Source organism: Actinocatenispora comari (genome assembly GCF_017312725.1).
GTDB lineage: Bacteria > Actinomycetota > Actinomycetes > Mycobacteriales > Micromonosporaceae > Actinocatenispora > Actinocatenispora comari.
Genome location: NZ_BOPO01000007.1, coordinates 30,072 through 45,297 on the forward strand (window position 1 = coordinate 30,072; position 15,226 = coordinate 45,297).

At 73.5% G+C, this 15,226-nt stretch carries 14 protein-coding genes; 10 read left to right on the forward strand and 4 right to left on the reverse strand.

Annotated elements, in window-relative coordinates; translation table 11 throughout:
- Positions 1–34 precede the first annotated feature (34 nt).
- A complete protein-coding gene (locus NUM_RS04070) occupies positions 35–2,146 on the reverse strand; it encodes a HelD family protein (RefSeq protein WP_207123185.1) in 2,112 nt (703 codons plus the stop codon).
- A 340-nt stretch (positions 2,147–2,486) separates the two neighbouring features.
- Between NUM_RS04070 and NUM_RS04075 the strand changes: the two genes are divergently transcribed.
- Entirely contained in the window at positions 2,487–3,122 is a 636-nt protein-coding gene (locus NUM_RS04075) for an ArsR/SmtB family transcription factor (protein ID WP_225918318.1), read from the forward strand.
- A gap of 97 nt (positions 3,123–3,219) precedes the next feature.
- On the opposite strand, the gene NUM_RS04080 is transcribed toward NUM_RS04075, so the two are convergent.
- Complete coding sequence (locus NUM_RS04080) at positions 3,220–4,044, reverse strand: transglutaminase-like domain-containing protein (protein ID WP_207123187.1); 825 nt, start codon at positions 4,042–4,044, stop codon at positions 3,220–3,222.
- A gap of 169 nt (positions 4,045–4,213) precedes the next feature.
- Positions 4,214–5,257 carry a S66 family peptidase gene (locus NUM_RS04085; protein WP_207123188.1) on the reverse strand — a complete coding sequence of 348 codons (1,044 nt, stop codon included), beginning with the start codon at positions 5,255–5,257 and terminating at the stop codon, positions 4,214–4,216.
- 145 nt (positions 5,258–5,402) lie between these two features.
- Here NUM_RS04085 and NUM_RS04090 point away from each other — a divergent pair, with 145 nt between their 5' ends.
- Positions 5,403–6,650 (forward strand): MFS transporter, encoded by a 1,248-nt coding sequence (locus tag NUM_RS04090; protein ID WP_207123189.1) that lies wholly within the window; start codon positions 5,403–5,405, stop codon positions 6,648–6,650.
- 71 nt (positions 6,651–6,721) lie between these two features.
- Positions 6,722–7,573, forward strand: a complete 852-nt coding sequence (locus NUM_RS04095; protein ID WP_207123190.1) for a menaquinone biosynthetic enzyme MqnA/MqnD family protein — start codon at positions 6,722–6,724, stop codon at positions 7,571–7,573.
- Between the two features lie 147 nt (positions 7,574–7,720).
- Here NUM_RS04095 and NUM_RS04100 read toward each other — a convergent pair whose 3' ends face one another.
- The gene (locus NUM_RS04100) at positions 7,721–8,278 is read right to left on the reverse strand and encodes a TetR family transcriptional regulator (protein ID WP_207123191.1); all 558 of its coding nucleotides are present in this window, start codon (positions 8,276–8,278) and stop codon (positions 7,721–7,723) included.
- An 86-nt stretch (positions 8,279–8,364) separates the two neighbouring features.
- Here NUM_RS04100 and NUM_RS04105 point away from each other — a divergent pair, with 86 nt between their 5' ends.
- From NUM_RS04105 to paaE, 7 genes are all read left to right on the forward strand, one after another.
- Positions 8,365–9,510 (forward strand): FAD-dependent oxidoreductase, encoded by a 1,146-nt coding sequence (locus NUM_RS04105; RefSeq protein ID WP_207123192.1) that lies wholly within the window; start codon positions 8,365–8,367, stop codon positions 9,508–9,510.
- A 203-nt stretch (positions 9,511–9,713) separates the two neighbouring features.
- Positions 9,714–11,306 (forward strand): COG1361 family protein, encoded by a 1,593-nt coding sequence (locus NUM_RS04110; RefSeq protein ID WP_207123193.1) that lies wholly within the window; start codon positions 9,714–9,716, stop codon positions 11,304–11,306.
- 165 nt (positions 11,307–11,471) lie between these two features.
- On the forward strand, positions 11,472–12,527 hold the full coding sequence (gene paaA / locus NUM_RS04115; protein ID WP_207123194.1) for a 1,2-phenylacetyl-CoA epoxidase subunit PaaA: 1,056 nt from the start codon (positions 11,472–11,474) through the stop codon (positions 12,525–12,527).
- Positions 12,524–12,838 (forward strand): 1,2-phenylacetyl-CoA epoxidase subunit PaaB, encoded by a 315-nt coding sequence (gene paaB, locus NUM_RS04120; protein WP_207123195.1) that lies wholly within the window; start codon positions 12,524–12,526, stop codon positions 12,836–12,838. The genes paaA and paaB overlap by 4 nt, the downstream gene beginning before the upstream one ends.
- Entirely contained in the window at positions 12,835–13,578 is a 744-nt protein-coding gene (paaC, locus tag NUM_RS04125; RefSeq protein WP_207123196.1) for a 1,2-phenylacetyl-CoA epoxidase subunit PaaC, read from the forward strand. Before paaB ends, paaC begins: the two co-directional genes overlap by 4 nt.
- Positions 13,572–14,048 carry a 1,2-phenylacetyl-CoA epoxidase subunit PaaD gene (gene paaD / locus NUM_RS04130; RefSeq protein ID WP_207123197.1) on the forward strand — a complete coding sequence of 159 codons (477 nt, stop codon included), beginning with the start codon at positions 13,572–13,574 and terminating at the stop codon, positions 14,046–14,048. Before paaC ends, paaD begins: the two co-directional genes overlap by 7 nt.
- The gene (gene paaE / locus NUM_RS04135) at positions 14,048–15,184 is read left to right on the forward strand and encodes a 1,2-phenylacetyl-CoA epoxidase subunit PaaE (protein WP_207123198.1); all 1,137 of its coding nucleotides are present in this window, start codon (positions 14,048–14,050) and stop codon (positions 15,182–15,184) included. The genes paaD and paaE overlap by 1 nt, the downstream gene beginning before the upstream one ends.
- Positions 15,185–15,226 lie beyond the last annotated feature (42 nt).

Consider the following 15,226-nt stretch of genomic DNA (forward strand, 5'->3'; position numbering starts at 1 on the left):
GCGGGGGCCGCGGCCCGACACCGGCTCGGCGCGGTCAGGCGACGAGGACCGGGGGCAGGTCGGCGGAGTGCAGGACCACCAGGCGGGACACCGCGCGGGTGAGCACCACGTAGAGCCGGTGCAGGCCGCGCGGTTCGGCGGCCACGATGTCGGCCGGCTCCAGCACGATGACGTGGTCGTACTCCAGGCCCTTGGCGAGGGTGGCCGGCACCAGCACCACCCGCTCCGCCGCCGCCAGATCGTCCACCGTGGAGTGCGGGATCGCGGCGGCGGCGAGCGCCAGGCCGCACGCCTCGACCGCCGCGTCCGGCGCGATCACGCCGATCGAGCCCTCCTCGGCGAGCGCGTCGCGTACCGCGTCCGGCAGGTCGTCGTCCACTGTGGACATTCGGCGTAGCCGCAGCGAGCCGTCGGCGCGCAGCGAGGTCGCCGCCGGTACCGCCACGTCCAGCGCCGGCACCAGCCGGTTGGCGAGGTCCAGCACCGCACCCGGCACCCGGAAGCCGGTGGTCAGCGCGGCCACCTCGGCGTCCGGCTTGCCCAGGTGGGCAAGGGAATCCGGCCAGCGGCGGGCCGCCCACGGGGTGGTGCCCTGGGCCAGGTCGCCGAGCACCGTGATCGAACCGTGCTCGCTGCGCCGGGCCACCGCCCGGCACTGCATCGGTGACAGGTCCTGCGCCTCGTCCACCACCACGTGCCCGTAGCTGCCGACCCGGTCGATCAGCCCGGCCGCCTCGTCGATCAGCACGTTGTCCGCGGTGGTCAGCCTCGCCGCTTTCGGCGCCCGGTCCAGCCGGGCGGTACGCAACGGTCGGGGCCAGGCGATCGCGTCCTGCTCGGCGTCGGTCAGAATCCCGTCCGCCGCCGTGGCCAGCAGCTCCCGGTCGCCGAGCAGGGCGACCACCAGCCCGGTCGGATCGACCGCCGGCCAGCAGCTGTCCAGGAACTCGCGCACCGGCGCGGACCTGCCCACCCGGCGCAGCCAGGTGTCGCCGGGCGACTCGCCGCGCGCCTCGGCCTGCCGGCGCAGCCCGCTCGCCACCCGGGCGCGCACCCGCTCCCGGCCCGTCGCGTACGGCAGGCCCTCCCGGCGGGCGTCGTCGACGATGCGGCGCAGCGCCTCCGCGGACAGCCGCCAGCGGGCCGAACCGTCCGACACCACCAGCGACTCGGTCGGCTTGACCAGCTGCCCGTACAGTGCGCGGCGCAGCACCCGCGCCATCCGCACGTCGTGCTTGACCGCGGCGGCATCCGGGGTGTCGACCGCACGCACCGGCGCGTGCGCCACCAGCGCGTCCACCGTGTACTGGTCGACGCCGACCTCACCGAGCGCCGGCAGCACCGCGGCGATGTAGCCGAGGAACGCCGCGTTCGGCCCGACCACCAGCACGCCGGAGCGGCGCAACTGCTCGCGATGGTGGTACAGCAGGAACGCGGCGCGGTGCAGCCCGACCGCGGTCTTCCCGGTGCCCGGGGCGCCCTGCACGCACAGCGAGACGGCCAGCTCGGCCCGGACCAGGTCGTCCTGCTCCGGCTGGATGGTGGAGACGATGTCGCGCATCGGGCCGACGCGCGGCCGCTCGATCTCGCTGGTCAGGATGCGGCTCGCGGTGCCCAGCTCCTCGCCGGCGGTCAGGTGCTCGTCCTCGAAGCCGGTCAGCGCACCGGCCGCGAACCCGTACCGGCGGCGGCGCGCCACGCCCATCGGCTGCCGCGCGCTGGCCTGGTAGTACGCCCGGGAGACCGGGGCACGCCAGTCGATCACCAGCGGTTCGCCGGAGTCGTCGACCACGTGCCGGCGGCCGATGTGGAAGCTCGCGCCGGCGTTGTCGGCGTGCTCGGTGTCGACCGCGTCGAGGCCCACCGTGTGCTCGCCGGCGGCACCGTCGGCAGCGTGCTCGGCGTGGTCGAGCCGGCCGAAGAACAGCGGGGTGTCGGGATCGTCGGCCAGCTCGGCGATGCGTTGGGCCAGCGCCCGGCCGAGCGACTCGGCGGCGAACGGGTCGCCGCCGACCCCGTCGCCGGTGCGGTACAGCCCCTCGGCGCGCTCGCGCATCCGGCGCAGCGCGGCTCGGGAGGAGGTCAGGTGGTGCCGCTCGGCGGCGAGCTCCGCGTCGAGGGCAGGGTCGGTCTTCTGCACGGTCATGTCGCCTCACGTCACGTCGGCGGTGGTCCGGTCGGCGGCGGCGCGCTGCTCGCCGCGATCCCTGGCGGAGGCCACCGAGCCGGGAGCCGGCTCGTCCTTCGCCGCCCGGCGCTCCGAGGCGTGTCCTGGGTCGGGGGGAGGCGCTGGCGCCTCCCACTGCGACCCGGCGCGGGCGCCGCTGCTTGCGCGGCGCGGTCGGTGCCGTTCAACGGGGCGCGCCACCACGGCGCGCGAGTCCGAAAGCCTATCGTGCCGGCGGCCGGCCGTCACCTGCCTTTCCCGGCCGAAGCGGTACCCGGCCCGCACCGGTTCGGTCTCCTCGACGCGCAATGATGGGACCGTGAGCGGTGACAGCGACGGCAACGACCCCACCAGCACCGGAACAATCTCGGACAAACCGAACCTGACCGACCCGCGGGCGATCCGGGCGCTGGCGCACCCCGCCCGGTTGGCGATCCTGGAGTACCTGGGCGACCGGGAGTCGGCGACCGCCACCGAATGCGCCGACATCGTCGGCCTGTCGCCCAGTGCGACCAGCTACCACCTGCGCGAACTCGCCAAGTACGGCCTGGTGCAGGAGGCGCCGGGCACCGATCGCCGGGAACGCCGGTGGCGCTCCTCGGGCGGCTGGCGGGTCGGTGACGACGCCGGTACCGACCCGGCCGCGCGCGCCGCGACCCAGCTGCTCGCACCGCTGGTCCTGGCCCGCGGGGACGAGCAGGCCAGGAGGTTCTTCGACGCGACCCCGCACGCCGACCCGGCGTGGTGGGACACGGCGAGCTTCAGCGAGTCGCGGATGCGGCTGACCTTGGACGAGCTTCGCGAGCTGACCGCCGCGTGCGTGGAGCTGGTCGAGTCGTTCGCCAAGCGGTACCCCCGCAAGGCCCGCGCCGGCCGTACCGACACCCGGGACGTGCTGCTGGAGATCCGTGCCTTCCCGGTGCCGGGGCCGGACGAGCGGCCTACGGATACCTGACCCGCACCGTGTCGAGCGCCGTCTCGGTCCCGGGCGGGGCCCGGCAGCCGGGAGCGTGCCGATGCGGTCGAACGATCCGCAGCGCCCCGGGCCGGTCTCACGCGGGCCGGAGTTCGGTGGGTACGGCGAGGTCGGCGGTGCGGTAGCAGGCGGTGACGGCGGCGGGGCTGCCGTCGGCGGTCGCCGCGGCGACCCGGTCGAGCAGTTCGTCGTAGTCGGGGCCGGTCCCGCCCGCGTACGAGGCGGTCATCCGGCCCCACTCGTCCCAGGGCAGCATCTCGTACCCGGCGAGCGCGGCCAGGTCGCGGATCGCGTTGCCGCGGATCTCCGCCGGCCCCCAGTTGTCCGCGTACCCGGGCACGCCGAAGTGCTGCGCGTCGATCTCACCCGCCCGGTACCGCTGCCACGCCTCGCCGCCGGTCAGGAACAGGCCGGGGGCGAGATCCTCGGGCGCCTCGACGAGGTCGGTACCGAGCGTCTCGGGGTCGAGCCGGACGAACCGGTCGCCGTTCCAGTACTCCAGCACCCAGTGGTCCAGGCCGCGGCCGGGCTGGAAGTACGTACCGAAGCCGCACCGGGCGCGGGCCGGGACGCCGGCGTGCCGGAGCAGGGCGGTGGCCAGTACGGCGAAGTGCCGGCAGGTGCCGACCACCCGCGCGGTGGCCGGTCGCGGTGCGGTGAGCGGCCGCGGGTCGAGCCCGCCGAGCCCGCCGAGCAGGTCGGCTGCCGGCCGGACGTCCTTCTCCGCCAGCCGGTCGGCGGCGACGCCGGCCCTGCTCGCGTCGGCCGGCTGGATCACCAGCCCGTGCGCCACCGCGCAGAGCGCGACCGGGTCGGCGGGCAGCCCGTCGAGCAGCGCGGCGGGCGCGCCCGCCAGCGTGGTGATCGGCCCCGCCTGCCGGTAGTGCGCCAGCTCGTCCATCGTCGCCTCCGTCGGTCGTGCTCCCGCGGCGACGCTACCGAGCTGCCCTGACAGCCCCTGTCAGTCGCGGTCACCCGTTCGGCGCGGTGTCCTGCCGGCCCGGACGGCGCGCCGGCAGCGGACGGTGTTCGTGCCCGGCCGGCGGCCGACGGGTGGGTACGGGCGGCGGTCAGTAGGTGACGGTGATGCGGCGGGCGGGGCCGTCGACGCGGGCCCGGCCGCCGATCGGGACCACCTGCTGCGGATCGGTGTGCCCGAGGTCGACGTCGAACACGATCATGGCCTCCGGTGCGTACTCACCGAACGCGCGCAGCACCGCCGCCCGCTGCTCGGCGCGGTACCGGACGCGGCCCTCGGCGTCCAGCGGCTGCTCGAACGACCAGGCCTTCGGCCGCGCCATCAGCAGCGCCGGGAACTGCCGGAGCAGCCCGCGCTCGCCCATGCAGCGCAGGACCCGGTAGACCTCCTCGGCGCGCGGCATCTCCTCCGAGGTCTCCAGGAACAGCACGCTGCCGGCGTAGCTGTCCGCCGGCTCGATCTCCCGGTCGGCCATCAGCAGCCAGGACAGGATCTCCAGGTTGCCGCCCCACACCGGACCGTCGACCACCCGGTCGCCGCGATGCCAGTACCAGCCGGTGGCCGGGTCGGTGGCCGGCTCGGACTCGAACGTGCGCGGGTCCTCCCAGCGCGAGTTGACCTCGGTGAACGTGGTCGTGGTGGCCAGCTCGTACGGGCCGGTGCCGAACAGCGCCGCCCGCAGGCTGGCCGCGGTGAGCGGGTGCATCGCGCCGGGCCGGCCGAGCTCCACCATCACCGAGCCGCCGTGGTAGCCGACGATGCCGAGGTTGCGCAGCAGGAGCAGCAGGTTGGTGTTGTCGCTGTAGCCGAAGAACGGCTTCGGGTTGGCCGCGAGCAGCTCCCGGTCCAGGTGCGACAGCACGGTGAGCTGGTCGTCGCCGCCGATGCTGGCGAACACCGCGGCGATCTCCGGGTCGGCGAACGCGGCGTGCAGGTCGGCGGCGCGCTCCTGCGGGCTGGCGCCCATCTTGCGGCTGGCCGGGTACTCGACGACCCGCAGGCCGAAGTCGTCCCGGAGCCGCCGCAGCCCCAGCTCGTACGGGGCGGGGAACAGCCCGGGCAGCCCGGACGAGGGGGAGAGCACCGCGACGGCATCGCCGGGGCGGGGTTTCGGGGGACTGACGCACTCGGACATGCCGGGACGGTAGCCGGCGGCCGGCCCGGTCCAGTACCGATTTCCGGCCGACGCCACCCGGTTCTCCAGCTGACGCCACCCCGGTCTCCGGCCGACGCCGTCCAGGGGCTTGCGCGAAACAGATGTGAAGGATTATTTTCGAAATATGTCCTTCACATCTGCGGAACGGCGCGAGCTGGCCATCGTCGCCGGGTGCACCGCGGTCACCTTCGCCGGTGACTTCATGGCCGACACCTCCCTGGTGCTGACCCTGCAGGACAACGGCGCCGCCGGGTACGCGGTCGCCGCACTGCTGATCGCCGGCGTCGCCCCGGCCGTACTGCTGGCGCCGCTCGCCGGGCGCCTCGTCGACCGGTTCCGCACCCGTACGCTGCTGGTCACCGTCGGCACGATCCAGGCGCTGCTGTGCGTCGCCCTCGCGTACGTGCGGCAGCCGGCGCTGATCATCGCGCTGATGGCGCTGGTCGCCGGCGGCCTCGCGATCACCGGACCGGCGGTCGGCGCGATCGTTCCGCGCGCCATCCACCGGGACCGCATCCCGCAGGCCCAGGCCGCCGTGCAGACCGTCCGCGGGCTCGGCATCCTCGCCGGGCCGGCCCTCGCCGGCGTCCTCGTCGGTCGGTTCGGCCAGACGATCCCGCTGCTCATCGACGCCGCCAGCTTCCTCGCCGTGATCGCCGCCGGGCTGCTGCTGCGCACCGCGCACGGCGGCGGGCCGCTGCGCCCGGACGCGACCACCGGCCGGGTCCGCGGCGGCCTGTCGCTGGTGCGCGCGGACCGGCTGCTGACCATCGCACTCGTCCTCATCGCCGTCGGCATCACCGCCGTGACCTGCGACAACGTCGGCGAGGTCTACCTGGTTCGGGAGACCCTGCACGGCAGCTCCAGCGCGTACGGGCTGCTCAGCGCGCTGTGGTCGGCCGCCGCCATCGCCGGCGGCTGGCTGCTCGGCAGGCGTGCCCCCGGCGACCGCGGCGTGGTCCGGCTCCTGCTGGTGCTGCTCGGCGTGTTCGGCCTGGTCATGCTCGGCCTCGCGGCCGCGCCCACGGTGTCGTGGCTGATCCCGGTCTACCTGGTCGGCGGCCTCGCCAACGGCGGCCTGAACCTGGCCATCGGGGTACTGCTCGGGCGCCGGGTCCGGCCCGACGAGCGCGGCCGGGTCGGCGCCACCTTCAACGCCTTCATCAACAGCGGCACGCTGATCGGCTACGCCGTCGGCGGCGGGCTGCTGTCGGTGGTGAGCCCGCGCATCCTGTTCACCGGCAGCGGCCTCCTCGCCCTCGCGGTGATCGGCGTCCTGGCCGTGCCGGTGCTGCGTGGCCTGCGCCGCGCCCCGGAGACCATCACCGCCGACGAGCCGGTACCGGCCGCGGCCGTCCCGGCCACCTCGTGACGGGGTGAACCGGCGGACCTTCCGGCCACCCTGGGCCGGGAGACGGGGGTCACGCGGCTAGTGTTCGAGCCGTGAGCGTGCTGCGGCGGCCCCGGGTGGGGCACATCGAGTTCCTCAACTGCCTGCCCATCTACTGGGGGCTGATGCGCTCCGGCACGCTGGCCGACGTCGAGCTGACGAAGGCGCCGCCGGACGTGCTGAACGACAAGCTGGTCGCCGGCGAGCTGGACATCGCGCCGATCAGCCTGGTCGAGTTCCTCCGGCACGCCGACGAGCTGCTGGTGCTGAAGGACATCGCGGTCACCAGCGACGGGCCGGTGCTGTCGGTCAACCTCGTGCACAAGCGGCCGCTCGCCGAGCTGGACGGGCGCCGGGTCGCGCTCGGCTCCACCAGCCGCACCGGCGTCCTGCTCGCGCAACTGCTGCTGGCCGAGCGGTACGGGGTGCGGCCCGAGTACGTGCGTGGCGCGCCGAACCTCGACACGCTGCTGGCCGACGCGGACGCCGCCGTGGTGATCGGCGACGTGGCGCTGCGCGCGATGTACGAGGGCGACCACGACGGGCTGACCGTCACCGACCTCGGCTCGGCCTGGAAGGACTGGACCGGCCTGCCGATGGTGTTCGCGGTGTGGGCAGCCCGGCGCGACTACGCCACCGCCAACCCCGGCCTGGTCAAGGACGTGCACCAGGCGTTCCTGCGGTCCACCGCGCTGGCCCGGACCGAACTGGACGCGGTCGTCGATTCCGCGGTCCGCTGGGAACCGTTCGACAAGGCGATCCTGGCGCGCTACTACCAGGCGCTGGAGTTCGACCTGAGCGAGCGCAAGGTCGCCGGGCTGCGCGAGTTCGCCCGTCGCGCCGCGGCCGCCGGCGCCGTCCCCGCCCTCCCCGTCGACGGCCCCACCTTCTTCGCCAACGACTGACCCGCCGTCGCCACCGACTGACCCGCCGTCGGCAACGACTGTCCCGCCGTCGCCAACGACTGACCCCGCTTCGCCAACGACTGACCCGGCTCCGCCAACGATTGACCCGCCGTCGGCAACGGTTGATCCGCGGCCCGCGGGATCCGGTCAGGCGGGTGCGGTGGCGGTGATGCCGGCGATGATCAGGTCGAGGCCGGCGTGGAAGACGGCGTCCCGCTCGGCGCGCTCGGCCGGTACCGGCGGGAAACCGCCGCGCGCCTGTTCCTCGATGGCGAAGCCGTTGGCGTAGGCGAAGACGGTGTCGACCGCCAGCATCGCACCCGCTTCGTCCAGGCCGGCGCCGCGGACCACCGAGACCGTCCACCGCCAGCCCGCCTGCGCCGCCTCCTGCTCCGGCCGTACCCCGGTGGCGACGAGCCGCGCGCCGTCGCGGTGCCGCAGGAGGCGGTTGCGGTACTCCAGCGCGACGGCGCGCAGGATCTCGTCCCACGTCGCGTCCGCGGGCGGCGGCCCGGCGGCCGGTCCGCCCGCGGTCACCTCGCCGATCATCGCGGTGAGCAGCGCGCGCTTGCTCGGGAAGTGCCGGTAGAGGGCGCCCGGCTGGACGCCGAGTCGCTCGGCGAGCCGGCGCGTGGTGAGCGCGTCGAGTCCCACCTCGTCGAGCAGGTCGAGCGCAGCGTGCAGGACTTCGTCGCGTCGGGACACCCGGACAGTTTGCCAGCCGGGTACCGGCGCGGTTAGAGTGAACATCGTTCACGTGAACTTAGTTCACTCTGCCTCGGAGGGGTGTCATGCGGATCGTCGTGATCGGAGCCGGGCTCGGTGGGCTCGCAGTCGCCCGGCGGCTGCGCCGGGAAGGGTTCGACGTCGGGGTCGTCGAGCGCGACGCCAGCGCCGAGGCCCGCTTCCAGGGGTACCGGATCGGGCTCGGGCCGGACGGCCTCGCCGCGCTGCGCGGCTGCCTCACCGAGCGCCTGCTGCCGCTGCTGGACGCGGTCGCCGGGGAGATGCACGGCGCCGGGCGGGCGGTCGACCCGCAGCTCAACGTGCTGGCCGAGCTCCCGCCGCGGGACGAGGGGCTGCTGTTCGACCGCAACGTGCTGCGGCACCTGCTGCTGGCCGGGATCGAGGACGTCGTCACCTTCGGCCGGCACCTGACCGGCTACCAGGAGGCGGCCGACGGCGTCGTCCTGACGTACGCGGACGGCAGCACCGAGACCGCCGACCTCGTCGTCGGCGCCGACGGCATGGGCTCGGCCGTGCGCCGGCACCTGCTGCCGGACGTCGAGGTCCGCGACCTCGGCCGGTACGGCGGGATCGGCCGCACGCCGCTGACCGACCGGTTCGCCGGTCTGGTGCCGGGCTGGAGCACGATGGTCTCCGCGCCGGACGTGCAGCTGATGCTCGGCACGATGCCGTTCCGCCGCCCGCCACGCGAGGCCGCCGCCGAGCTCGCGCCCGAGGTGACGCTGCCCGACACGCCGAGCTACCTGCGCTGGGTGATGCTGCTGCCCCCGGAGCGGGCCGAACTCGGTGCCCGGCTCGCCGACGACCAGGACGACGGGCTGGCGGTACTCCGGTCCATCGCCGCCGACTGGCATCCCGACCTGGTCGCCCTGCTCGCCGAGGCCGATCGGGCCAACAGCGGGGTCGGGCCGCTGCGGCTCGGTGACCCGGTCGAACCGTGGCCGACCGGTCGAGTCACGCTGCTCGGCGACGCGGGCCATCCGGTACCGCCCGGCGGGGCCGGCGCGACGCTCGCGTTCCTGGACGCCGCCGAACTGACCGACGCGCTGGTCGCGGCGCGGGACGGCGGTGCGACGTGGACGGCCGCGCTCGCCGGGTACGAACAGCGGATGTGTGCCCGTGGCGCCGAGTCCCGCGCGCAGGCGCTCGCCACCTTCTCGATGTTCGACGCCGCCCGGAGCGCGAGCTGAGAACGTACCGGTTTGCGCCCGTTTACGGGTTTCGAGGCTCCGCCTTTCGGTCGACTCCCAGCCGGTAATCAGCTCCGATAGAGTGCTCGGGCCCATCGAACCGGAAGGTTTCCTAAGGATCCCCTCGGGACGGCCGTCGCGCCCTCGGCGGTGCGTAAGGCGCCTTCCCGTCCGGACGTCCCCCACTCGCGCGAAGGACCCGCATGCACCTGTCCCGCTTGTTACGCCGCACTGTCGCGGTGGTCGGCGCCGTCCTCGTCGCCGGCGCTCTCGCCGCCCCGGCCGCTGCCGACGACGCGCCACAGGTCGGTGTCTCCCTGGACGACATCTCGATCGCACAGAACGTCGGCCCCGACTCAACCGGCAAGGTCACCGCCTTGTCGATTCGCAACACCGGTGACGAGACCGCGCACGACGTCGTCGTCGCCATCGACACCACGAAGACCGCGAAGCAGCTGCAGATCGAGGTGGCCAAGCCGACCTCCGGCTGTGTCACCGAGCAGGGCGTCATCACCTGCAAGCTGGGCGACGTGCCGCAGTCCACCTGGTCGTACGACCTGATGTCGGTCCGGCTCCGCGTCCAGCCCGGAGTGAAGGTCGGCACCGTGGTGCGGCCGTCGATGTCGATCAGCTCGTCGAACCTCGGCTCGGACGTCAGCTACGGCAACGTCAAGGTCGTCGGTTCGGCGCCGGACCTGATGGCGATCCAGCCCGCACCGGCCGACGCGAAGGCCGGCAAGCAGGTCCGCACCTCGGTCGCGTTCACCAACCAGGGCGACGAGGTGGCCGACGGGGTCAGCGTCAACTTCTACAACATGGCGCCCCGCTACCTGAAGATCGTCAAGAAGATCCAGGGCTGCAAGTACGCACCGCTGCCCCAGAACTACGACATGAGCTGCGTGTTCGACGGGCAGTTCGAGCCCGGCCAGACCTACGTGATGACCGTCGGCGGGAAGGCCGGCCTACCGGTGGACGTCGCGGCGACCACCCCGGGCCCGCTCTCGTACAACCTGTGGTTCAAGGTCTCGCCCGGCAAGTCGGGTGCGAACAGTGACGCGAAGCGCCGGACGGCCGCCGGCGGGGGCAGCCTGCACGCGTCGTTCGTCGCCACCTCGCGGCGGCAGCCGCGGGTCAAGGACGCCGACGACGGTGACAACCAGACCATGATGGCGGTCCGGGTCGGCGAGAACCCGGCCGACCTCGCCGCAGTCGGCGGCAAGGCCAGCGGCCATGTCGGCCAGTCGGTGAAGTTGCGGGTCGGCGTCAAGAACCACGGACCCGCGGACACCGGTCATCTCGACGGCGGCGATCCGGGCCACGCCTACGTCACGCTGCCGTCCGGCACCGTCGCCACCTCGGTCCCGGACGGCGACTACGCCTGGTGCGCCAACTCCGACACGGACTGGCACCGGACCCTGGGCCGGCGCAGCTACTACTGCAGCTGGCGCAACATCCTCGAGCCGGGCAAGACGCAGTACCTGACGTTCACGGTGAAGATCGAGAAGTCGGCGGTCGGGTCGGACGGGACGCTGGTCACCGAGGCGGGCAACATCCCGGACCGGAACGCGAAGAACGACCGCGCGGCGATCACGGTGACGGTGCTCAGCGGCAGTGCGGCGCCGTCGCACAGCGCCAGCGGCTCGGCCGGTACCGGTGGGCACGGCGGCGGTGACGCCGGCGGCTCGCTGCCGGTGACCGGCACCCGGCTCGGCCTGTACGGCGGGGTCGGCCTGCTGGTGCTGCTGGCCGGCGTCGGCCTGGTGGTGCTGGCCCGGCGGCGCCGGGCGAACGCCTGACCGCTCGCGCGGCCGGTCGGCCCGGCTCGTACAACCGGCTTGACCTGCGGATTCACGGTGGCCGCGGCGCATCGCGTCGCGGCCATCGCCGTGTCCGGTTCGCCGGGCCGGCGCGACGTGTTACAGAATCTTGCCGCGGTGACCGGATGCTGTAACACTGGGGGCATGGAGCGGCAGGAAGTGCCCGGTGCGTCCGGGTTGTTGTCCGAGGTGGCGGCGGCCGAGGCGGAGCTGCGCGCGGCCGCCGACCGGGACCGCGGCGGGGACGGTGCCGGGGTCGCGGCCGGTGACGAGCTGGCGGCGTACTTCGACGAGGTCGTCGGGGCGGACCAGAAGATCGAACCGCGCGACTGGATGCCCGAGGCGTACCGGAAGGGGCTGGTGCGGCAGATCGCCCAGCACGCGCACTCGGAGATCATCGGGATGCAGCCGGAGGGCAACTGGCTGTCCCGGGCGCCGTCGCTGGCGCGCAAGGCGATCCTGCTGGCCAAGGTGCAGGACGAGGCCGGCCACGGCCTCTATCTGTACGCGGCGGCCGAGACGCTCGGGGTGTCGCGCGCGGAGCTGTTCGACAAGCTGCTGTCCGGCCGGCAGAAGTACAGCTCGATCTTCAACTACCCGACGCTGACCTGGGCGGACGTCGGGGCGATCGGCTGGCTGGTGGACGGCGCGGCGATCGTCAACCAGGTGCCGCTGTGCCGCTGCTCGTACGGGCCGTACGCGCGGGCGATGATCCGGATCTGCAAGGAGGAGTCGTTCCACCAGCGCCAGGGGTTCGACCTGCTCTACACGCTGGCCCGCGGGACCGACGAGCAGCGCGCGATGGCGCAGGACGCGGTCGACCGCTGGTGGTACCCGTCGCTTGCGATGTTCGGGCCGCCGGACGCCGAGTCGACCCACTCGACGCAGTCGATGGCCTGGAAGATCAAGCGGTTCAGCAACGACGAGCTGCGGCAGAAGTTCGTCGACATGACCGCGCAGCAGGCCGAGGTGCTCGGGCTGAACCTGCCGGACGAGGCGCTCGGCTACGATCAGCCGTCCGGGCACTGGCGGTACACCCAGCCCGACTTCGGTGAGCTGATGCGGGTCATCTCAGGCGACGGACCGTGCAACCGGCAGCGGATCGAGCACCGCCGGCGGGCGCACGACGACGGCGCCTGGGTCCGGGACTCGGCCGCGGCGTACGCGGCGAAGCAGCGCACGAGGAAGGCCGCGGCATGACCGTCGAGAACGGACAGTCCACAGTGGACAGTCAGGACTGGCCGCTGTGGGAGGTGTTCGTCCGGCCCCGGCGCGGGCTGGCGCACTCGCACGTGGGCAGCCTGCACGCCTCCGACGCGGAGCTCGCGGTGCGCAACGCGCGCGACCTGTACACCCGGCGGCAGGAGGGCGTGTCGATCTGGGTGGTGCCGGCGGCGGCCATCACCGCGTCCAGCCCGGACGAGAAGGACGCCTTCTTCGAGCCGGCCGGCGACAAGGTCTACCGGCACCCGACGTTCTACCCGGTACCGGAGGGGGTCGAGCACCTGTGAGGTCCGACTACGTGCTGGCGCTGGCCGACGACGGCCTGATCGCCGCGCAGCGGCTCGCCGAGTGGACGTCCCGCGCGCCGGAGCTGGAGGAGGACGTCGCGCTGGCGAACATCGCCCTGGACACCCTCGGCCAGGCCCGGCTGCTGTTGAGCTACGCGGGCGAGCTGGAGGGCGCCGGCCGGGACGAGGACGACCTCGCCTACCTGCGGGACGAGCAGGACTTCCGCAACTGCCAGCTGGTCGAGCTGGACAACGGCGACTTCGCGGTGACGATCGTGAAGCTGCTGTGCTTCGCGACCTACCAGCACGAGCTCTACTCCGCGCTGCGGCGCAGCACCGACGAGCGGCTCGCCGCGATCGCCGCGAAGGCGGTCACCGAGACCGAGTACCACGTCGACCACGCCCGGCTGTGGACGCTGCGGCTCGGCGACGGTACTCCCGAGGCGCACCAGCGGATGACCGCCGCGCTCGGCCGGATCTGGCCCTACACGCACGAGCTGTTCGAAACCGGCTGGATCGAGCCGGAGCTGCTGGCCGAGGGGGTCGCGGTCGACCCGGCCACGCTGCGCGAGCCCTGGCTGTCCACAGTGGACAAAGTGCTGGTCGAGGCGACGCTCGCGGTACCGGACGACGACTGGGCACCGACCGGCGGCCGGCACGGCGTGCACACCGAGGTGATGGGCTACCTGCTCGCGGAGATGCAGTACCTGCACCGGGCGCATCCGGGTGCGACATGGTGACCGAGGCCGCGGCCCGGGCCGCGGTCGCCGCGGTCGCCGACCCGGAACTGCCGGTGGTGACGATCGAGGACCTGGGCATCCTGCGCATGGTGTCCATCGTGGACGGACGGGTCCGGGTCACGATCACCCCGACCTACTCGGGCTGCCCGGCCATGGACGTGATCCGGTCCGACATCCGGTCCCGGCTGGCCGACCTCGGGGTGACCGAGGTGGACGTCGAGACGCAGCTGGCGCCGCCGTGGACGACCGAGGCGATCAGCCCGGCCGGCCGGGCGAAACTCGACGCCGCCGGGATCGCCCCACCCGGGCCGCGCGGCGAGTCGCCGATCGCGGTGCGACTGTCGGTGCGCTGCCCGCACTGCGCCTCACCCGACACCGAGGAACTCTCCCGCTACTCGTCGACCGCCTGCAAGGCGCTGTGGCGGTGCCGTGCCTGCGGCGAACCGTTCGACCGGATCAAGGAGCACTGATGGCGGCCGAGAGGAGCTTGCAACCCGAGCATGTTATTGCGCTGCGCCGGCCGACGCGTCGTCGCCCGGAGTTCCACAAACTGGCCGTCGCCCGGCTGGAACGGCTGACCGACGACGCCTACCTGCTCGGTTTCGCGGTACCGGTCGAACTGCGCGACACGTTCGCGTTCCGGCCCGGTCAGCACCTGACCGTGCGCCACCTGGTCGACGGCGTGGACGCGCGCCGGTCGTACTCGATCTGCTCGACGCCCGAGCGGCTCGCCACCGACGGCGAGCTGCAGGTGGGGGTGAAGCTGATCCCGGACGGGGTCTTCTCCCGGTACGTGTCCGAGGAGCTCGCGGTGGGCGACCGGGTCGAGGTGCTGCCGCCGCTGGGCCACTTCACCACCGACCTCGCCCCGGAGCGGTCCCGGCACTACGCGGCGATCGTCGCGGGCAGCGGCGTCACGCCGGTGCTGTCGCTGGTGGCCACGGCACTGTCGGTGGAACCGGCGAGCCGGTTCACCGTGCTGTACGGCAACCGGTTCGTGCGGTCGGTGATGTTCGTCGACGAGCTGGCCGACCTCAAGGACCGCTACCCGGACCGGCTGCAGCTGGTGCACGTGCTGTCCCGGGAACCGGGCGGGTCGGAGCTGCTGTCCGGACGGCTGGACGAGGACCGGATCGGCCGGCTGCTCGCCGCCCTGCTCGATCCGTCCACAGTGGACGAATGGTTCCTGTGCGGCCCGTACGGCATGGTCGTCGGCGCGCAGCGGGTGCTGGCCGGGGTCGGGGTCGACGACCGCTCGGTGCACACCGAGCTGTTCCACGTCAGCGCCGAACCGCCGGCCACACCGTCGTCCGCTCCGGTACCGGAGGGCGAGGCCCAGGTGACCATCACCCTGGACGGCCGGTCCAGCACGTTCGGGATGGGGTACGACGAGCGGATCCTGGACCGGGCGCTCGACGTCCGGGGAGAGCTGCCGTACTCGTGCCGCGGCGGGGTCTGCTCGACCTGCCGGGCGAAGGTCACCGGCGGCGAGGTCCGGATGGCCCGCAACTTCGCGCTGGAGCCGGACGAATTGGCCGCCGGCTACGTGTTGACCTGCCAGTCCAGCCCGGTCACCGACCACGTCGAGGTCGACTACGACGGTTGACCGACCGCCAAGCACCGACCGCCAAGCACCGACCGCCAAGCA

Excerpts from the sequence above, each read along its gene's own strand:
- NUM_RS04070 (WP_207123185.1), bottom strand. The coding sequence starts at position 2,146 with ATGACCGTGCAGAAGACCGACCCTGCCCTCGACGCGGAGCTCGCCGCC.
- NUM_RS04080 (WP_207123187.1), bottom strand. The coding sequence starts at position 4,044 with ATGGACGAGCTGGCGCACTACCGGCAGGCGGGGCCGATCACCACGCTG.
- NUM_RS04085 (WP_207123188.1), bottom strand. The coding sequence starts at position 5,257 with ATGTCCGAGTGCGTCAGTCCCCCGAAACCCCGCCCCGGCGATGCCGTC.
- NUM_RS04090 (WP_207123189.1), top strand. The coding sequence starts at position 5,403 with ATGTCCTTCACATCTGCGGAACGGCGCGAGCTGGCCATCGTCGCCGGG.
- NUM_RS04105 (WP_207123192.1), top strand. The coding sequence starts at position 8,365 with ATGCGGATCGTCGTGATCGGAGCCGGGCTCGGTGGGCTCGCAGTCGCC.
- NUM_RS04110 (WP_207123193.1), top strand. The coding sequence starts at position 9,714 with ATGCACCTGTCCCGCTTGTTACGCCGCACTGTCGCGGTGGTCGGCGCC.
- paaA (WP_207123194.1), top strand. The coding sequence starts at position 11,472 with ATGGAGCGGCAGGAAGTGCCCGGTGCGTCCGGGTTGTTGTCCGAGGTG.
- paaB (WP_207123195.1), top strand. The coding sequence starts at position 12,524 with ATGACCGTCGAGAACGGACAGTCCACAGTGGACAGTCAGGACTGGCCG.
- paaD (WP_207123197.1), top strand. The coding sequence starts at position 13,572 with ATGGTGACCGAGGCCGCGGCCCGGGCCGCGGTCGCCGCGGTCGCCGAC.
- paaE (WP_207123198.1), top strand. The coding sequence starts at position 14,048 with ATGGCGGCCGAGAGGAGCTTGCAACCCGAGCATGTTATTGCGCTGCGC.